Origin of the sequence: Streptomyces sp. NPDC007088 (genome assembly GCF_042869355.1) — a bacterium.
Lineage (GTDB): Bacteria > Actinomycetota > Actinomycetes > Streptomycetales > Streptomycetaceae > Streptomyces.
This window is the reverse complement of record NZ_JBIAFO010000023.1, coordinates 14019-30504: the sequence shown is the minus strand read 5'-3', so window position 1 is coordinate 30504 and position 16486 is coordinate 14019. Positions and strand designations below refer to the sequence as shown.

The window sequence follows — 16486 nt, the reverse complement described above, 5'->3', positions numbered from 1 at the left end:
GCAGGTTCGTATGACAGGAGGCTGCCCATGTCCGCCGAACCGACCCCCACCACCTCCACCACCCCCACCAGTTCCTCCCCCACCGCCGCCCGTACCGGCGTCTGGCTCATCGGGGCCCGCGGCTCCGTCGCCACCACCGCCGTGGCCGGCTGTGCCGCCGTCGCCGCCGGACTCCACCCGGCCACCGGAATGATCACCGAGACCGAGGACTTCGCCGGCGCCCATCTGCCGCCGCTCGCCTCCCTCGTCTTCGGCGGACACGACACCATGAGCTGTCCGCTGCCCAAACGCGCCGAACAACTCGCCGCCGGCGGAGTCCTCCCGTACGGGCTGCCCACCGCCCTGCACGCCGAACTCGCCGCCGCCGAGGCCGAGATCAAGCCCGGCGGGCCCGGACCGGGCGACACCAGGACCGACGAGGAACTCATCGAGTCCTTCGCCGCCGACCTGCGCGACTTCCGCACCCGCAACGGGCTCGGCCGCGTCGTCGTCGTCAACGTGGCCTCCACCGAGCCCGCCCCCGCCGAGGACGCCCCCCGGCTGCCCGCCAGCTCCCTCTACGCCGCGGCCGCCCTGCGCGCCGGCTGCCCCTACGCCAACTTCACCCCCTCCACCGGGCTGCACCACCCCGCGCTCGCCGAGGCCGCCGCCGCCAGCGCCGTGCCCTACGCGGGCCGCGACGGGAAGACAGGACAGACCCTCCTGCGCTCCGTCCTCGCCCCGATGTTCCGCCAGCGGGCCCTGGCCGTACGCGCCTGGTCCGGCAGCAACCTGCTCGGCGGCGGCGACGGCGCCGCCCTCGCAGACCCGGCCGCCGCCGCGGCGAAGAACGCCGGCAAGGAGCGTGTCCTCGCCGACACCCTCGGCGCCGCCCCCGAGGGCGAGGTGCACATCGACGACGTGCCGGCCATGGGCGACCTCAAGACCGCGTGGGACCACATCGCCTTCGACGGCTTCCTCGGCACCCGCATGATCCTCCAGACCATCTGGCAGGGCGTCGACTCCTCCCTCGCCGCCCCCCTCGTCCTCGATCTCGCGCGCCTGCTCGCGCGCGCCGACGCCCTCAGCATCACCGGGCCCCGCCCCGAACTCGGCTTCTACTTCAAGGACCCGGACGGCGGCTCCTCCGCGCTGCCCGAGCAGTACGCCGCCCTGCTCGGCTTCGCCGCCCGCCTGCGGCAGGCCCGGTGAACGCGCCCCGCGCCCGGCTCTCCGCCTGGGCCGAACTGCTGCGCGTGTCCGCGCTGTTCACCGTCCCCGGCGACGCTCTCGCGGGAGCCGCCACGGCAGGCGGAGCCACCCGGGCCACCGCGCTCGCGGCCGGCTGCTCGCTGTGCCTGTACGAAGCCGGAATGGCCCTCAACGACTGGGCCGACCGCGCCGAGGACGCCGAGGACCGACCGCACCGCCCCCTGCCCTCCGGCCGGATCTCCCCGCGCGCCGCCCTCCTCGCGGCCGGCGCCCTGACCGGGGCGGGCCTGGCCCTCGCCGCCCGCGCGGGCCGCCCCGCCCTCACCGTCGCCACCGCCCTCGCCGCCACCGTCTGGGCGTACGACCTCGGGCTCAAACGCACCCCGGCGGGGCCCGTCGCCATGGGCGCCGCCCGCGCCCTCGACGTGCTGCTCGGCGCCGCCACGAGCGCGCCGGGCGGCACCCCGCGCCGGGCGGCGGCCGGACGGCTGCGCGCCGCCCTTCCCCCGGCCGCCGCCCTCGGCCTGCACACCCTGGCCGTCACCACCGTCTCGCGGCGCGAGACCCAGGGCGGCTCCACCCTCGCCCCGCTCGCCGCCCTCGTCACCGCCGGCGCGCTGACCGCGAACCTCACCCGCCGCGAGGCGGGCCACAGACCCCCGGCGGGCCGGTGGGAAGCAGCCGCCCCCGGCCCGTCGGGCCCCCGCCCCACACCCGGCGCCGCGCTCGCCGCCCTCCTCGGCGCGGGATACGCGCTCACCGCCGGACGGCCGCTTCTGCACGCCGTCCTCAACCCCTCGCCCCCGCTCACCCAGCGAGCGGTGGGCGGCGGCATCCGCGCGATGATCCCCCTCCAGGGCGCCCTGGCCGCCCGAGCCGGCGCCCAGCTCCCCGCGCTCGCCACGGCGGCCCTCGCGCCCCTCGCCCGCGCCCTGTCGAGGCGGGTGAGCCCCACATGACCACCCCCACCGGGCAACTGCGCTTCGGCTACGGCACCAACGGCCTGACCGACCTGCGCCTGGCCGACGCCCTCGGACTGCTCGCCGACCTCGGCTACGACGGGGTCGGCCTGACCCTCGACCACATGCACCTCGACCCCCTCGCCCCCGGCCTCGCCGCCCGCACCACCGAGGTCGCCACCCGGCTCGGCGCCCTCGGCCTGTCGGTGACCGTCGAGACCGGCGCCCGCTACGTCCTCGACCCGCGCGCCAAGCACGGGCCCTCCCTCCTGGACCCCGACCCGCGGCGCCGCGCCCTGCGCACCGCGCTCCTGGTCCGCTCCGTCCGCGTCGCCGCCGACCTCGGCGCGCACGCCCTGCACTGCTTCACCGGCGTACCGCCCGAGGGCACCGGCGAGGACGAGGCGTGGAACCGGCTGCTCGGCGCGCTCACCCCCGTGCTGGAGGCGGCCGACAAGGAGGGCGTCCCGCTCGCCCTCGAACCGGAACCCGGGCACCTCGTCGGCGACCTCGCCGGCTTCCACCGCCTGCGCGCCGCGCTCGGCGACCCCGCCCCGCTCGGCCTGACCCTCGACATCGGGCACTGCCAGTGCCTGGAGCCGCTACCCCCGGCGCAGTGCGTGCGCGAGGCGGCGCCCTGGCTGCGGCACGTCCAGATCGAGGACATGCGGCGCGGCGTCCACGAACACCTCCCCTTCGGCGAGGGCGAGATCGACTTCCCGCCGGTCCTCGCCGCGCTCGCCGGCAGCGGCTACCAGGGCCTCACCGTCGTCGAACTGCCCCGCCACTCCCACGCGGGCCCCCACCACGCCGAGACCTCACTCCCCTTCCTGCGCCGCGCGGCCCGAGGAGGCGTCCCCGCATGACCGACACCACCAGCACCACCCCCGACCTGCCCGCCGCCGCCCGCGACTGGCTCGACCGGGCGCTCACCGAGGCCGCCGCGGCGACCCCTCCCGGCCCCGGCGGCGCGCTGCCCGTGTGGGAGCGACGGTTCGCCGAGGCGGGGCGCCGCTGCGGGCCCCGGCACGCCGAGGCCGCCCGCGTCCTTCTGCTGCGCGCCGCCCGCGCCGACACCACCGCCCTCAGCCGCGTCTACCGGCACGGCAGCGGGGCCGAACGCCGCGCCGTACTCGAAGCGCTCCCGCACCTCGTCGGCGACGACAGCGCCGTCCCCCTCGTCGAGGACGCGCTGCGCGCCAACGACACCGCGCTGATCGCCGCCGCCCTCGGTCCCTACGCCGCCCGCCACCTCGACGCGCACACGTGGCGGCACGCCGTCCTGAAATGCCTGTTCACCGGCGTCCCCGTGAGCGCCGTGCACCAACTGTCCGACCGCGCCCGCGGCGACGGTGAACTCGCCCGCATGCTGGCCGACTTCGCGGCCGAACGCACCGCCGCGGGCCGTACCGTGCCCGCGGACCTGCGCCAGGTACTGGAGTACGCCGCCCCCACCTTCGGCGAGGAGAGCTGATGCGCATCTTCGACCCCCACATCCACATGACCTCCCGCACCACCGACGACTACGAGGCGATGTACGCCGCCGGGGTGCGTGCCGTCGTCGAGCCCTCCTTCTGGCTCGGCCAGCCCCGTACCTCGCCCGAGAGCTTCTACGACTACTTCGACGCCCTGCTCGGCTGGGAGCCCTTCCGCGCCGCGCAGTACGGCATCGCCCACCACTGCACCCTGGCCCTCAACCCCAAGGAGGCGAACGACCCGCGCTGCGCCCCCGTGCTCGACGCGCTGCCGCGCTACCTCCTCAAGGATCAGGTCGTGGCCGTCGGCGAGATCGGCTACGACTCGATGACCCCCGCCGAGGACACCGCGCTCGCCACCCAGCTCCAGCTCGCCGCCGACCACGAACTGCCCGCGATGGTGCACACCCCGCACCGCGACAAACTCGCCGGACTGCGCCGCACCGTCGACGTCGTCCGCGAATCGGCCCTGGACCCGGAACACGTCCTGCTCGACCACCTCAACGAGACCACCGTCAAGGACGCCAAGGACAGCGGCTGCTGGCTCGGCTTCTCCATCTACCCCGACACCAAGATGGACGAGGAGCGCATGGTGGCGATCCTCCAGCGGTACGGGCCCGAAAAGGTCCTGATCAACTCCGCCGCCGACTGGGGGAAGAGCGACCCGCTCAAGACCCGCAGAACCGCCGACGCGCTCCTGAAGGCCGGCTTCAGCGAGGACGAGGTCGACCGCGTGCTGTGGCGAAACCCCGTCGCCTTCTACGGACTCAGCGGCCGGCTCGCCCTCGACGTCACCACCACCGAGGCCCTGCACGAGGGCAACTCCGTCCTGCGCGGAGGCGAATGACATGCGCTTCCGCCACCCCGACGGCTCCGTCCTGCACCTCGCCTACTGCACCAACGTGCACCCCGCCGAGACGCTCGACGGAGTCCGCGCCCAACTGCGCGACCACTGCGAACCCGTCCGCAGACGCCTGGGCCGCGACCGGCTCGGCATCGGCCTGTGGCTCGCCAAGGACGCGGCCAAAGCCCTCATCACCGACCCCGTGGCCCTGCGCGCGCTGCGCTCCGACCTCGACGCCCGCGGCCTCGAAGTCGTCACCCTCAACGGTTTCCCCTACCAGGGGTTCGGCTCCGAGAACGTCAAGTACCGCGTGTACAAGCCCGACTGGGCCGATCCCGAGCGGCTGGAGCACACCACCGACCTCGCCCGGCTGCTCGCCGGACTGCTGCCCGAGGACATCACCGAGGGCTCCATCTCCACCCTCCCGCTCGCCTGGCGCACCACCTACGACGAAGACGCCGAGCGCCTGGCCGGCGAGGCCCTCACGACCCTCGCGCGGCGCCTCGACGCCCTGGAGGAGACCACCGGCAAACGCATCCGCGTCGGCCTCGAACCCGAACCGGGCTGCACCGTCGAGACCACCGCCGACGCGATCGCCCCGCTCACCGCGCTCGCCGGCGACCGCATCGGCGTCTGCGTCGACACCTGCCACCTCGCGACCTCCTTCGAGGACCCGGGCGCCGCCCTGGACGCCCTGGAGGCGGCCGGGGTGCCCGTCGTCAAGACGCAGCTCTCCGCGGCCCTGCACGCCGAGCACCCCGAACGGCCCGAGGTGCGCGAAGCGCTCGGCGCCTTCGCCGAACCCCGCTTCCTGCACCAGACCCGCACCCTCACCCCCGCCGGGCTGCGCGGCACCGACGACCTCGACGAGGCACTGAGCGGCACCGCCCTGCCCGACACCGCGCCCTGGCGCTCCCACTTCCACGTCCCCCTGCACGCCCCGCCCGCCGAACCGCTCACCTCGACCCTCCCGGTGCTCAAGGACTGCCTCGCCCGGCTCGCCGGGGCCCCGCACCCCCGTACCCACCACCTCGAAGTGGAGACGTACACCTGGCAGGCGCTGCCCGCCGCACTGCGCCCGCGCAACCGCGCCCAGCTCGCCGACGGCATCGCCGCCGAACTCGTCCTCGCCCGCGACCTCCTGACGGACCTCGGCCTGAAGGAACTGCCATGACCGGTCCCACCCCGCTGCTCGTCCTCGACGTCGTGGGCATGACGCCGAAGCTGCTCGACCACATGCCGCACCTCAAGGCGCTCGGACAGTCCGGCTCCAGGGCCCCGCTCGGCACCGTCCTGCCCGCCGTGACCTGCGCGGCCCAGTCCACCTTCCTCACCGGCACCCTCCCCGCCGAACACGGCGTCGTCGGCAACGGCTGGTACTTCCGTGAACTCGGCGACGTCCTGCTGTGGCGCCAGCACAACGGCCTGGTGACCGGGGACCGGCTGTGGGACGCCGCGCGCCGCGCCCACCCCGGCTACACCGTCGCCAACATCTGCTGGTGGTACGCGATGGGCGCCGACACCGACTGGACGGTCACCCCGCGCCCGGTCTACTACGCGGACGGCCGCAAGGAACCCGACTGCTACACCCGGCCGCCCGAGCTGCACGACGAACTCGTCGGCGAACTCGGGACGTTCCCCCTCTTCCAGTTCTGGGGGCCGGGCGCCGGCCTCGTGTCCTCGCAGTGGATCGTGGACGCCACCCGGCACGTCATGGCCACCCGCAACCCCGACCTCACGCTCGCCTACGTCCCGCACCTGGACTACGACCTCCAGCGCTACGGACCCGACGACCCGCGCTCCCTGAAGGCGGCGGCCGACCTGGACCGCGTCCTCGCCCCGCTGCTGGAGGACGCGCGGGCCCAGGGCCGCACCGTCGTCGCGCTGTCCGAGTACGGGATCACCAAGGTGAGCCGCCCCGTGCACCTCAACCGGGTGCTGCGCGAGGCGGGCCTCGTGGAGGTGCACACCCAGGACGGCATGGAGTACCTCGACCCGATGGCCTCGCGCGCCTTCGCGGTCGCCGACCACCAGATCGCCCACGTCTACGTACGCCGCCCCGAGGACCTGGAGGCCACCAGGGAGGCGCTGTCCGGGGTCGAGGGCATCGGCGAACTGCTCGACGACGCGGGCAAGAAGGCGTACGGCCTCGACCACGCGCGCTCCGGTGAACTGGTCGCCGTCGCCGAACCCGACGCGTGGTTCACCTACTACTACTGGCTCGACGACGCCCGCGCCCCCGACTTCGCGCAGCTCGTCGAGATCCACCGCAAACCCGGCTACGACCCCGTCGAACTCTTCATGGACCCCGAGGACCCCTACGTACGGCTCAAGGCGGCCGGGGCCCTGGCCAGGAAGAAGCTCGGAATGCGGTACCGGATGGCGGTCGTCCCGCTGGACGCCTCACCGATCCGGGGCAGCCACGGGCGGCTGCCCGCGCACGAGGACGAGGGGCCGCTGCTGCTGTGCTCCTCGCCCGGGGCGACCCGGGGCCCGGTCGCGGCCACCGACGTCAAGTCCCTGCTCCTCAAGCTCGCCGGCCTCGACGGGTCCTGAGAGACGACCCGTCACCGCCGACGCCATCATCACGGACACCACAAGGGAGTCACCCAGATGAGCCGCAAGAAGCCAGTGGACGCCGAACTCGCCGCGAAGCTCAGCCGCCGCGGAATGCTCGGCGTCAGCGCGGGCCTCGGGACCGCCGCCCTGCTCGGCATGGCCGCGGGACCGGCCGCCGCCACGGGCCGCGGGCACGGTCACGGGCATGGCCACGACCACGGCCACGGCAAGGGCGAGCCCGTCCTGCCCAAGGGCCGGCTCGGCATCCAGCTCTACTCGCTGCGCGACAAGATCTCCTCGATCGGCTTCGCCAAGGTCTTCGACGAACTGGAGCGCTTCGGTTACGACGAGGTCGAGTACGCCGGCTACACCCAGGGCACGGGTTCGATCACCTTGCCGCAGCTCGCCCGCCTCGCCCGCGACCACGGACTCAACGGCATAGGCAGCCACGTCAACTACTACGACGACAACAATCCGGGCGCCTACTCCTTCGCGCAGAACCTGGAGCAGGTGCTCGACGACGCCCAGACCCTCGGCCTCGAACACATCGGGACCGCCTCGGGGCCGTGGCGCTACGGCGACACCGTCGACGCGTGGAAGCGCGCGGCCCAGGACTTCAACACCTACGGGGCGGCGGCCCGCCGTCGCGGCATGAAGTTCTACCAGCACAACCACGGGGACGAGTTCCGCTTCGCCTCCGACAACCCGGACGTCCGCCTCTACGACGTCCTGCTCGCCGAGACGGACCCGAAGCTCGTCTACCTGGAGATGGACATCTACTGGGCCTACACCGGCCAGTTCCGCTTCAGCAAAACGCCCGAGGGCAAGCCGGCCCCGTTCGAGCCGATCGACTACGTCCTCAAGCAGCCGCACCGCTACCCGCTGTTCCACGTCAAGGACGGCACGCACAACCCGAACGCGACCGACGGTTACGACATGACCGACGTGGGCGACGGCGAGATCGACTACAAGTCCTTCCTGTCCGCCGTCAACAAGACCCGTAACGGCCGTCGCGACCACCACTGGCAGGTCGAGCACGACAGCCCGGTCGACTCGCTCGCCTTCGCCCGCAAGTCCTCCGCCCACCTGCACTCCCTGCGCGAGAGCCGCGGCCGGCACTGACCCGTGCCGCACCGGGCGGAGCCCGGCGCCCCGGAGTGAACCTCCGGGGCGCCGGGCTCCCGGCAGCGGCGCGCGACCCCGTGCCGTCACATACCGGACACCCCGCGTGCCCACCCGCGACCGGCCGCCCCGCCTCCTCCCGCCGCCCCCTCTGACCACGCCTTATGAGGGTGAGAGGCACCCCGAACCCCTGGTATTGTTGTCCGTGTCGCCGGGGGAACCCGGTCGGCAGACACCTTGTCCGGGTGGCGGAATGGCAGACGCGCTAGCTTGAGGTGCTAGTGCCCTTTATCGGGCGTGGGGGTTCAAGTCCCCCCTCGGACACCAGTGAAAACCCCAGTTCACCTGGGGTTTTTCTGTTTCTCCGCCTCAGTTCCGCACCCAGCCGTACGCCCGCTCCAGCCGCAGGCGCACCACCAGGCGACGGTCGCGGACCATGGCCGCGCGGTAGTCGTCCCAGTCGGGGTGTTCGCCCTGGACGTCGCGGTAGAGGGCGATGAGTTCGGTGACGACCTCGTCGTGCGGGTCGGCGGCCACGGGGGAGAGGGCCGCGGTGCCCTCGTACACCGCGTAGGCGCCGCCGTCGGGGGTCGAGACGTACAGGCTCGCGCGCGGGTCCCGGCGCAGGTTGTGGACCTTCGCGCGGTCCGCCGTCGTCGAGATCAGGGCCGTGCGGCTGTCCGCGTACGCCGCGTAGTTGATGTTCGACAACTGCGGGCGCCCGTCCTTCTTGAGGGTGACGAGCACGCCGTGGTCGCGTTCGGTGAGGAAGGACAGGTGGCGGTCGAGGAAGGCGGGAGACTGTTCCGGCATGGCGGTCCCTTCGTGGCCGACAGCGCCGCACGCCGCGTGCGTACGGTCCGTGCAGAGCCTAGAGGGGACGGCGGAGGAGGGGCGGCGATTCCCGCCTCTCGCGATCACGCGGTGCTCCCGGCCCGCCCAGGCCCCTCGGCCGGCTCAGCTGATGGGCCGTGTGCCGCGGCGCGGCATGCCCTCCGTGGTCAGGAAGTAGAAGACGGGAGCCAGCAGGAAGACGGCGAGGGCCAGCAGGGGCGCCACGAACACGCCGAGGAGGGCGGCGACCGCGTAGGCCACCAGGCCCGCGAAGGAGCGGAGGACGCCGTGGCGCAGGTAGCCCGGCTCGACGCCTGGCTCCATCAGGTCGGGGCGTTTGCTCAGGAAGCGGTACAGGTGCTGCCAGGCCGCGCACATCAGGCCGGCCACCAGCGCGTAGAGGGCCACGGCCACCTTCGCGTCCTCGTTGGTGACGCTCTCGCTCAGGGTGTCGGAGACCACCGAGGTGGGGAAGGCCAGCGCCGAGGTGATGCCCACCAGCGCCAGGTTCCAGCCCGCCAGGGAGCGGTCGACGTGGCGGATGCGGGCGAAGGCCTGGTGGTGGTTGAGCCAGATCACGCCCACGTACGAGAACGAGGCGACATAGCCCACGTACCCCGGCCACTGCGCGGCGAGGGCGTGACCGAGCCCCCCGTCGCGGTGCGGCGGATCCGTCAGGTCGAGGACGAGGATCGTCAGCGCCACCGCGAACACCCCGTCGCTGAGCGCTTCGAGCCGGGCCGTGTCGCTGCGGCGGAAGCGGGCACCGGGGTCGGGGACCGGGGCCGCCCCCGCCCGGGGGCCGTGGCCTTGTGCGTCCTCTGGCAAGGGGACTCCTGGAACGGGAGGGGCGGACACCGGGTGCGGACAGGACCGCACTATGCCCGCAGGAGCCCGGCCCCGCCCCCACCCCACCCCGCGCCGCCCCGGCGAACACTCCGCCGGGGGATCTCATACGCGCAGCGCCCCCCGCACCACGTCCTCCGCCTCCGCGCCGCCCTCGCCCGTGGACGTGACCCGTCCCGCCTCCAGGACGTGGTAACGCCCGGCCGCGCGCAGCGCGAAGCCCACGTGCTGCTCCACGAGCAGGACGGACAGTCCGCCGCGCCGGGTCAGCGCGAGGATCGCCGCCTCGATCTCGGCGACCACGGAGGGCTGGATGCCCTCCGTCGGCTCGTCGAGCAGGAGGAGGCGCGGGCCTGTCACCAGCGCCCTCGCCAGCGCGAGTTGCTGGCGCTGCCCACCGGACAGCAGCCCCGCCGGGCGGTGTCCGAGGGTCCGCAGCGCGGGGAACAGGTCCAGCGCCTCGTCGGTGGCCGCCCGGCCACCACGCCTGCCGTCCGCGACCAGGCGCAGGTTCTCCGCCGCCGTGAGCTGCGGGAAGCACTGCTGCCCCTGCGGGACGTAGGCCAGGCCGCGCGCCACCCGCTGGTGCGGACGCAGACCGGTGACGTCCTCCCCGTCGAGCCGTACGGCGCCGCGGGTGGGCACGAGCAGACCGGCCGCCGCGCGCAGCAAGGTGCTCTTGCCCGCCCCGTTGTGGCCGAGCACCGCGGCCACGCCGTCCCGGGGCACCGTGAGGGAGACCCCGTGCAGCACGGTCGCCCGCGCGTACCCGGCGTGCACCGTGTCGATCTCCAGCATCGTCATACGCTCGGCACCGCCTCGTCCTCGACCCCGGCGGCGACGGCGGCGTCCCGTGCCGTGCCGAGGTACACCTCCTGCACCTTCGGGTCGGCCTGCACCTGCGCCACCGTCCCCTCGCTCAGCACCCGGCCCGCGTGCAGCACGCTCACGGTGCGCGCGTACGAGCGCAGGAAGTCCATGTCGTGCTCGATGACGACGACGGTGCGGCTGCCCGCGATCGAGGTCAGCAGCGCCCCGGTCGCCTCGCGCTCCTCGTGGCTCATGCCCGCGACCGGCTCGTCGAGCAGCAGCAGCCGCACGTTCTGCACCAGCAGCATGCCGATCTCCAGCCACTGCTTCTGCCCGTGCGCGAGGACCCCGGCCGGCCGGTCGCGCAGCGCCGTCAGCCCGATCGTCTCCAGCGCCTCGTCGACCGCCTCCGGCACCTCGCGCCTGCGTCGCAGCATGGTGAGCGCGGAGCGTCCCGCGCCCGCCGCGATGTCGAGGTTCTGCAGAACCGTCAGCTCCTCGAAGACGGTCGCCGTCTGGAAGGTGCGGCCGACGCCCGAGCGGGCGATGCGGTGCACGGGCCTGCCCAGCAGTTCCACGCCCTCGAAGCGGACCGAACCGGTGGCTCGGGCGAGCCCCGTGACGGCGTCCACCAGGGTGGTCTTCCCCGCGCCGTTCGGCCCGATCAGGAAGCGCAGGTCCCCGGGGTCCACCCGCAGGCTCACCCCGTCGACGGCGGTGAACCCGTCGAAGGCGACCCGCAGTGACTCGATCTCCAGCCCGCCGTTCTCCCGCGTGCTCATACGGTGGCCTCCTTCGTGTTCCGGCGCCCGGTCCGGGCCCGTACGGCCTTGACGAGTGAGGCGAGCCCGCCCGGCAGGAAGGCGACCGCCACGACGAACAACAGCCCCTGGAAGTACGTCCAGGCGGCGGGGAACTCCTCGGACAGCGCCGTCTTCGCCCAGGCCACGGCGAGCGCGCCGACCACCGCCCCCACCAGGCTGGCCCGTCCGCCGACCGCGGCGCCGATCACCAGCTCGATCGAGGGGACGATACCGATCAGGGCGGGCGAGATGATGCCGACGGCCGGGACGAACAGCGCGCCCGCGAGGCCCGCCATCCCCGCGGCGGCGACGTACGCGACGAGCTTGACGTTCGCCGGGTCGTAGCCGAGGAAACGCACCCGCTCCTCGGAATCCCGTACGGCCACGAGGAGTTCGCCGTAGCGCGAGCGGATCAGCTGCCGGGCCGCGGCCATCAGGAGCAGCAGCACGAGGGCGATCAGGAAGTACACCATCCGCTGGTTGGCGGGATCGTCCAGGGCGTAGCCGAAGAAGCCCTGGATGTCGGTCAGTCCGTTGGTGCCGCCGGTCGTCGCCTGCTGGCCGACCAGCCACAGCGCGAAGGCCGCCGTCAGCGCCTGGCTCAGCAGCGCGAAGTACGCGCCCCGCACCCGGCGCCTGAAGACGAGCGTGCCGAGCAGCGCGGCGACCGCCATGGGCAGCAGTACCGTCGCGGCGATCGCGAACACCGGGTTGCCGAAGGGCCGCCACCACCACGGCAGCGAGTCGGCCGATCCGTACAGCACCATGAAATCGGGCAGTTGGCCGGGGCCCGCGTCGGCGAGTTTGAGGTGCATCGCCATCGCGTAGCCGCCCAGGCCGAAGAACACTCCCTGGCCCAGGGTGAGCAGCCCGCCCCGGCCCCAGGCCAGGCACACCCCGACGGCGACGATCGCCGTGCACAGGTACTTCGCGAGCAGACCGAGCCGGAAGTCGGACAGGGCCAGGGGGGCGACGGCGAGCAGCAGCACGGCCGCCGCCGTGAACGCGGCTGCGGTGCGTCCGGGGCCCTCGGCGGCGAACAGGCGGCGCCGGGGCGCGGGTGGGGCGGGCGGCGCGGGGGCTTCGGTGGTCGTCGTCATACGAGGCTCCGGGAACGGACGGTGTAGAGGCCCTGGGGCCGCCACTGGAGGAAGGCGACGATCGCGACGAGGACCGCGACCTTCGCGACGCTGACCGTCGTGGACCACTCCAGGACCGACTGGAGGACACCGAGCGCGAAGGCGACGATCACGCTGCCGCGCAACCGGCCGATCCCGCCGACCACGATGACCAGGAAGGCGTCGATGATGACGTTCGTGCCCATCGTCGGGCCGATCGGGCCGACCAGGGTCAGCGCGACCCCGGCGATCCCCGCGAGTCCCGAGCCGATGAAGAAGGTGGTGCGGTCGACCCGGGCGGTCGGGATGCCCGAGACCTCGGCGAGGTCACGGTTCTGCACGACGGCGCGGACCCGGCGTCCCAGCGGCGTGAGCCGCAGCACCAGAGCCAGCGCGGCGACCGCGAGGAGGGCGAGGGCCAGGATGAACAACCTGCTGGTGGGCAGGGACAGTTCGCTGCCGCCCAGCGGCAGGGTGAGGTGTCCCGTCAGCCAGTCGGGGGCGCGGGTCTGGACGTTGGGCGCGCCGAAGACGTCCCGGGCCAGCTGCTGGAGCATGAGCGAGACGCCCCAGGTGACCAGGAGCGTGTCGAGGGGGCGCAGGTACAGGCGGCGGATCAGGAGGTATTCGAGGACCACCCCCATCAGGCCGGCCACCAGGAAGGCGAGGGGGAGTGCGAGCAGGAGGGAGAGACCGGCACCCGAGAGGTGCTGCTGGAGGACGTAGGTGGTGTAGGCGCCGGCCATGATGAACTCGCCGTGCGCCATGTTGATGACGTTCATCTGGCCGAAGGTCAGGGACAGTCCGAGGGCGATCAGCAGCAGGACGGCGCCGATGCTGATGCCCGTGAAGGACTGCCCGAGGATCACCGTCATGGAGCGGCTCCGGGGGAGTGGGGAGGGGGTGCGGGGCGGGTGCGGGGTACGGATCAGAGGAGGCCGGTCAGGCAGACCGTCCGGGCGCGGTCCCTCGCAACGGGGCGTCGGTGTAAGGCCCTTCGCCGAGGGGCGTCACCGTCGGGCCGTCCGGGCCGGCCCGTTCGGGACAGCCGGTCCAGGACAGCCGGTGGTTCAGGACAGGCCGCTCAGGAGAGGCCGGAGGCCCAGTCGTATCCCTTGAGGAAGGGGTCGGGCTTGACGGGGCCGCCCGAGTTCCACACCTCGTCGATGAGTCCGTCGGCGCCGATCCTCCCGATCCGGGCGGTCTTCGCGAGGTGCTGCGTCGCGCCGTCCACGGTGACCGGGCCCTCGGGCGCCTCGAAGGAGGTGCCGTCGGCCGCCGCCCTGACCTTCTCCGGGTCGAAGGACCTGGCCTTCTCGACCATCTCCTTCCACAGGTACACCGAGGTGTAGGCGGCCTCCATCGGGTCGCTGGTCGGCTTGGACTGCCCGTACTTGGCCTTGTACGCCTTCACGAATCTCGTGTTGGCCGCGCCCTTGGTGGTCTGGTAGTAGTTCCAGGCCGTCAACTGGTCCTTGAGGTACTGCGGTCCGATGCTCTTGACCTCCTCCTCGGCGATCGACACCGACAGCACGGGCATCTTCCGCGCGGTCAGCCCGGCCGACTTGTACTCCTTGAAGAAGGCCACGTTGCTGTCGCCGTTGAGCGTGTTGAACACGGCGTCGGCCTTCGCCGCCCGCACCTTGTTGGCGATCGTGCTGAACTCCGTCGAGCCGAGCGGCGCGTAGTCCTCCCCCTTGACGGTCATGCCGTTGGCCTTCGCGTACGCCTTGATGACCTTGTTGGCGGTGCGCGGGAACACGTAGTCGCTGCCCACCAGATACAGCGACTTCTTGCCCTTGCTCTTGAGGTAGTCGAGGGCCGGCACGATCTGCTGGTTCGTGGTGGCGCCCGAGTAGAAGATGTACGGGGACTGCTCCAGGCCCTCGTACTGCACCGGGTAGAACAGCAGGGACCTGTTCTTCTCGAAGACCGGTTTGACCGCCTTGCGGCTGGCCGAGGTCCAGCAGCCGAAGGTCGCGGCCACCCGGTCCTCCCGGATGAGCTTCTGGGCCTTCTCGGCGAAGGTCGGCCAGTCCGAGGCGCCGTCCTCGCTGACCGGCCGGATCTTCTTGCCGAGGACCCCGCCCGAGGCGTTGATCTCCTCGATGGCCAGCTTGAGCGAGTCGCGGACGGTGACCTCGCTGATCGCCATGGTCCCCGAGAGGGAGTTGAGCAGTCCGACCTTGACGGTGCCGCCCGCCGTGTCGGCCTTCACCGCCTTGTTCCCGCCGGAGCCGCCCGCGTCGGTCTTCGCTCCGCAACCGGTCAGGACGAGGGTGGAGCAGAGCAGGGCCGCGCCGACAACGGAGCGCCGGGAAGGGGAAGTCGCTCGCAAGAAGGGCCTCCTGGCCGTCAAGAACGCCCGCCGGGGGCAGAGTTCACCCCCCGGACGTCGGATTGCTGTGCAAGGCGCTCACAGCGTCGAAGCAGGCTGTTTCCCCGGCGTTTCGTGGCACTTAAGCGGCTGTTGCTTTCCGGTCCGTGCCCTCGGCGTCTCGCCCTGTGGACGCTGCTCGGGAGGGAGCGCCGGAGATCGAAGAGCCCTCCTCGCGTGGGTGCCGCGCGCCCGAGGGGGCGGGGAGCGGTGCGCGCGGCGGGCGTCCGGGCCGGGCGCACGGTATACACACCGGTACACATCCGCATCAGATACCTCATCGCCCTCGCCGGGGACCGTACGGCGGCACGGGCGCCGGGGCGCGCGCGTGCCGCCCGTCCGTGGGACCCGGTCGGCCGGGGGCTTCGCGCGGTGCGCACCGGCGGCCTTCCGGCCCGTCGCGCCGGGTGCGAGGGACGGACGGGACGCCCTTCCCGGCCGGACGGACGGGACGCCTTTCCCGGCCGGACGACCGGGCGGACTTCACGGGTACTGTGCCCCGGTGACCACGCGATCGAACACACCGGCGGGCTGGTACGCCGACCCGAAGGGCACCCCGCAGCAACTGCGCTGGTGGGACGGGACGGACTGGACCGACCACACCACGTCCGCTCAGCAGCCCGCCCCGCGACAGCCCCGGGTTCCGTCGTCCGCCCCCGCCCCCGACCCCACTCCGGGGGGACCGGCCGCCCCGGCCGGCAACGCGCCGCGGTACGGCGTCCCGGAGCAGAGCTCCGCCGACGCCGAGCGGGTGCGCCGGCAGGTCCGGCACCAGGCCGGGGTCAGGCCGGACGCGGCCGGTGGCGGAACCCTCTTCAGCGAGCCGGTCCTGGTCGTGAACCAGAAGGCCAAGCTGGTCGAGCTGACCAACGAGTACACGGTCTTCGACCAGCACGGGGCCGTGCTCGGCTCCGTCGTGCAGGTCGGCCAGTCGGCGCTGCGCAAGGCCGCCAGGCTCATGTTCAGCGTCGACCAGTACCTGACGCACCACCTGGAGATCCGCGATCCGCACGGCGGCCCGCTGCTGAAGCTGACCCGGCCCGCGAAGTTCATCAAGTCCCGGGTGGTCGTGACCCGGCCGGACGGGACCCAGGTCGGCGAGATCGTCCAGCGGAACGCCATCGGGAAGATCAACTTCGCGCTCATGGCGGAGGGCCGGCAGATCGGCGCGATCAAGGCCGAGAACTGGCGGGCCTGGAACTTCGCCGTCGTCGACCACGGCGGCACCGAGGTCGCCCGGATCACCAAGACCTGGGAGGGGCTCGCCAAGACGATGTTCACCACGGCGGACAACTACGTCCTCCAGATCCACTACCAGCTCCCCGACCCGCTCCTGAGCCTCGTGGTGGCCACCGCCCTCACCGTGGACACCGCGCTCAAGCAGGACGCGCGCGGCCTCGGCTGAGTACGGAGCCGGGGGCCGGCCCCCCCCGGGCCGGGCCCCGCCCCGGGGCCCGGGGGGGGCCGCCCCGGGGGGCCGGGGGGGGGGGGGCGGGGGGGCGGGCGGCCCCCCCGGCCCCCCCCCGGGCGGGGGCGCCGGGGGCGCGG

16 protein-coding genes and 1 tRNA gene are annotated in these 16486 nt (G+C 73.2%); 10 read left to right on the top strand and 7 right to left on the bottom strand.

All coding sequences use genetic code 11. From position 1 onward, the window contains the following. The first annotated feature begins 27 nt into the window (after nt 1–27). From ACFYMP_RS27460 to ACFYMP_RS27420, 9 genes are all read left to right on the top strand, one after another. On the top strand, nt 28–1191 hold the full coding sequence (locus ACFYMP_RS27460; protein ID WP_388862548.1) for an inositol-3-phosphate synthase: 1164 nt from the start codon (nt 28–30) through the stop codon (nt 1189–1191). Beyond that, nucleotides 1188–2150, top strand: a complete 963-nt coding sequence (locus tag ACFYMP_RS27455) for an SCO3242 family prenyltransferase (protein ID WP_388862546.1) — start codon at nt 1188–1190, stop codon at nt 2148–2150. Before ACFYMP_RS27460 ends, ACFYMP_RS27455 begins: the two co-directional genes overlap by 4 nt. Next, nucleotides 2147–3016 carry a sugar phosphate isomerase/epimerase family protein gene (locus ACFYMP_RS27450; protein WP_388862544.1) on the top strand — a complete coding sequence of 290 codons (870 nt, stop codon included), beginning with the start codon at nt 2147–2149 and terminating at the stop codon, nt 3014–3016. Before ACFYMP_RS27455 ends, ACFYMP_RS27450 begins: the two co-directional genes overlap by 4 nt. Continuing rightward, the gene (locus tag ACFYMP_RS27445) at nt 3013–3624 is read left to right on the top strand and encodes an EboA domain-containing protein (RefSeq protein ID WP_388862542.1); all 612 of its coding nucleotides are present in this window, start codon (nt 3013–3015) and stop codon (nt 3622–3624) included. The genes ACFYMP_RS27450 and ACFYMP_RS27445 overlap by 4 nt, the downstream gene beginning before the upstream one ends. Beyond that, the gene (locus ACFYMP_RS27440; RefSeq protein WP_388862540.1) at nt 3624–4472 is read left to right on the top strand and encodes a TatD family hydrolase; all 849 of its coding nucleotides are present in this window, start codon (nt 3624–3626) and stop codon (nt 4470–4472) included. The genes ACFYMP_RS27445 and ACFYMP_RS27440 overlap by 1 nt, the downstream gene beginning before the upstream one ends. 1 nt (nt 4473) lies before the next feature. Further along, entirely contained in the window at nt 4474–5643 is a 1170-nt protein-coding gene (eboE, locus tag ACFYMP_RS27435; RefSeq protein WP_388862538.1) for a metabolite traffic protein EboE, read from the top strand. Further along, complete coding sequence (locus ACFYMP_RS27430) at nt 5640–7025, top strand: alkaline phosphatase family protein (RefSeq protein WP_388862536.1); 1386 nt, start codon at nt 5640–5642, stop codon at nt 7023–7025. The genes eboE and ACFYMP_RS27430 overlap by 4 nt, the downstream gene beginning before the upstream one ends. Nucleotides 7026–7082: 57 nt before the next feature. Beyond that, on the top strand, nt 7083–8150 hold the full coding sequence (locus ACFYMP_RS27425; protein ID WP_388862534.1) for a sugar phosphate isomerase/epimerase family protein: 1068 nt from the start codon (nt 7083–7085) through the stop codon (nt 8148–8150). 239 nt (nt 8151–8389) lie between these two features. Further along, nucleotides 8390–8477 (top strand) — tRNA-Leu (locus ACFYMP_RS27420). A gap of 42 nt (nt 8478–8519) precedes the next feature. On the opposite strand, the gene ACFYMP_RS27415 is transcribed toward ACFYMP_RS27420, so the two are convergent. The 7 genes from ACFYMP_RS27415 to urtA form a co-directional block, all read right to left on the bottom strand. Further along, a complete protein-coding gene (locus ACFYMP_RS27415; protein ID WP_388862532.1) occupies nt 8520–8963 on the bottom strand; it encodes a PPOX class F420-dependent oxidoreductase in 444 nt (147 codons plus the stop codon). A gap of 144 nt (nt 8964–9107) precedes the next feature. Continuing rightward, nucleotides 9108–9812 (bottom strand): TMEM175 family protein, encoded by a 705-nt coding sequence (locus tag ACFYMP_RS27410; RefSeq protein ID WP_388862530.1) that lies wholly within the window; start codon nt 9810–9812, stop codon nt 9108–9110. A gap of 123 nt (nt 9813–9935) precedes the next feature. Further along, the gene (locus ACFYMP_RS27405) at nt 9936–10634 is read right to left on the bottom strand and encodes an ATP-binding cassette domain-containing protein (protein WP_388862528.1); all 699 of its coding nucleotides are present in this window, start codon (nt 10632–10634) and stop codon (nt 9936–9938) included. Then, entirely contained in the window at nt 10631–11422 is a 792-nt protein-coding gene (urtD, locus tag ACFYMP_RS27400; protein WP_388862526.1) for an urea ABC transporter ATP-binding protein UrtD, read from the bottom strand. Before urtD ends, ACFYMP_RS27405 begins: the two co-directional genes overlap by 4 nt. Next, the gene (gene urtC, locus ACFYMP_RS27395) at nt 11419–12543 is read right to left on the bottom strand and encodes an urea ABC transporter permease subunit UrtC (protein WP_388862524.1); all 1125 of its coding nucleotides are present in this window, start codon (nt 12541–12543) and stop codon (nt 11419–11421) included. The genes urtD and urtC overlap by 4 nt, the downstream gene beginning before the upstream one ends. Further along, the gene (urtB, locus tag ACFYMP_RS27390; RefSeq protein WP_388862522.1) at nt 12540–13436 is read right to left on the bottom strand and encodes an urea ABC transporter permease subunit UrtB; all 897 of its coding nucleotides are present in this window, start codon (nt 13434–13436) and stop codon (nt 12540–12542) included. The genes urtC and urtB overlap by 4 nt, the downstream gene beginning before the upstream one ends. Before the next feature lie 209 nt (nt 13437–13645). Continuing rightward, the gene (urtA, locus tag ACFYMP_RS27385; protein ID WP_388862520.1) at nt 13646–14899 is read right to left on the bottom strand and encodes an urea ABC transporter substrate-binding protein; all 1254 of its coding nucleotides are present in this window, start codon (nt 14897–14899) and stop codon (nt 13646–13648) included. A 541-nt stretch (nt 14900–15440) separates the two neighbouring features. Between urtA and ACFYMP_RS27380 the strand changes: the two genes are divergently transcribed. Beyond that, nucleotides 15441–16343, top strand: coding sequence for a phospholipid scramblase-related protein (locus tag ACFYMP_RS27380; RefSeq protein ID WP_388862518.1), 903 nt, complete (start codon nt 15441–15443; stop codon nt 16341–16343). Nucleotides 16344–16486 lie beyond the last annotated feature (143 nt).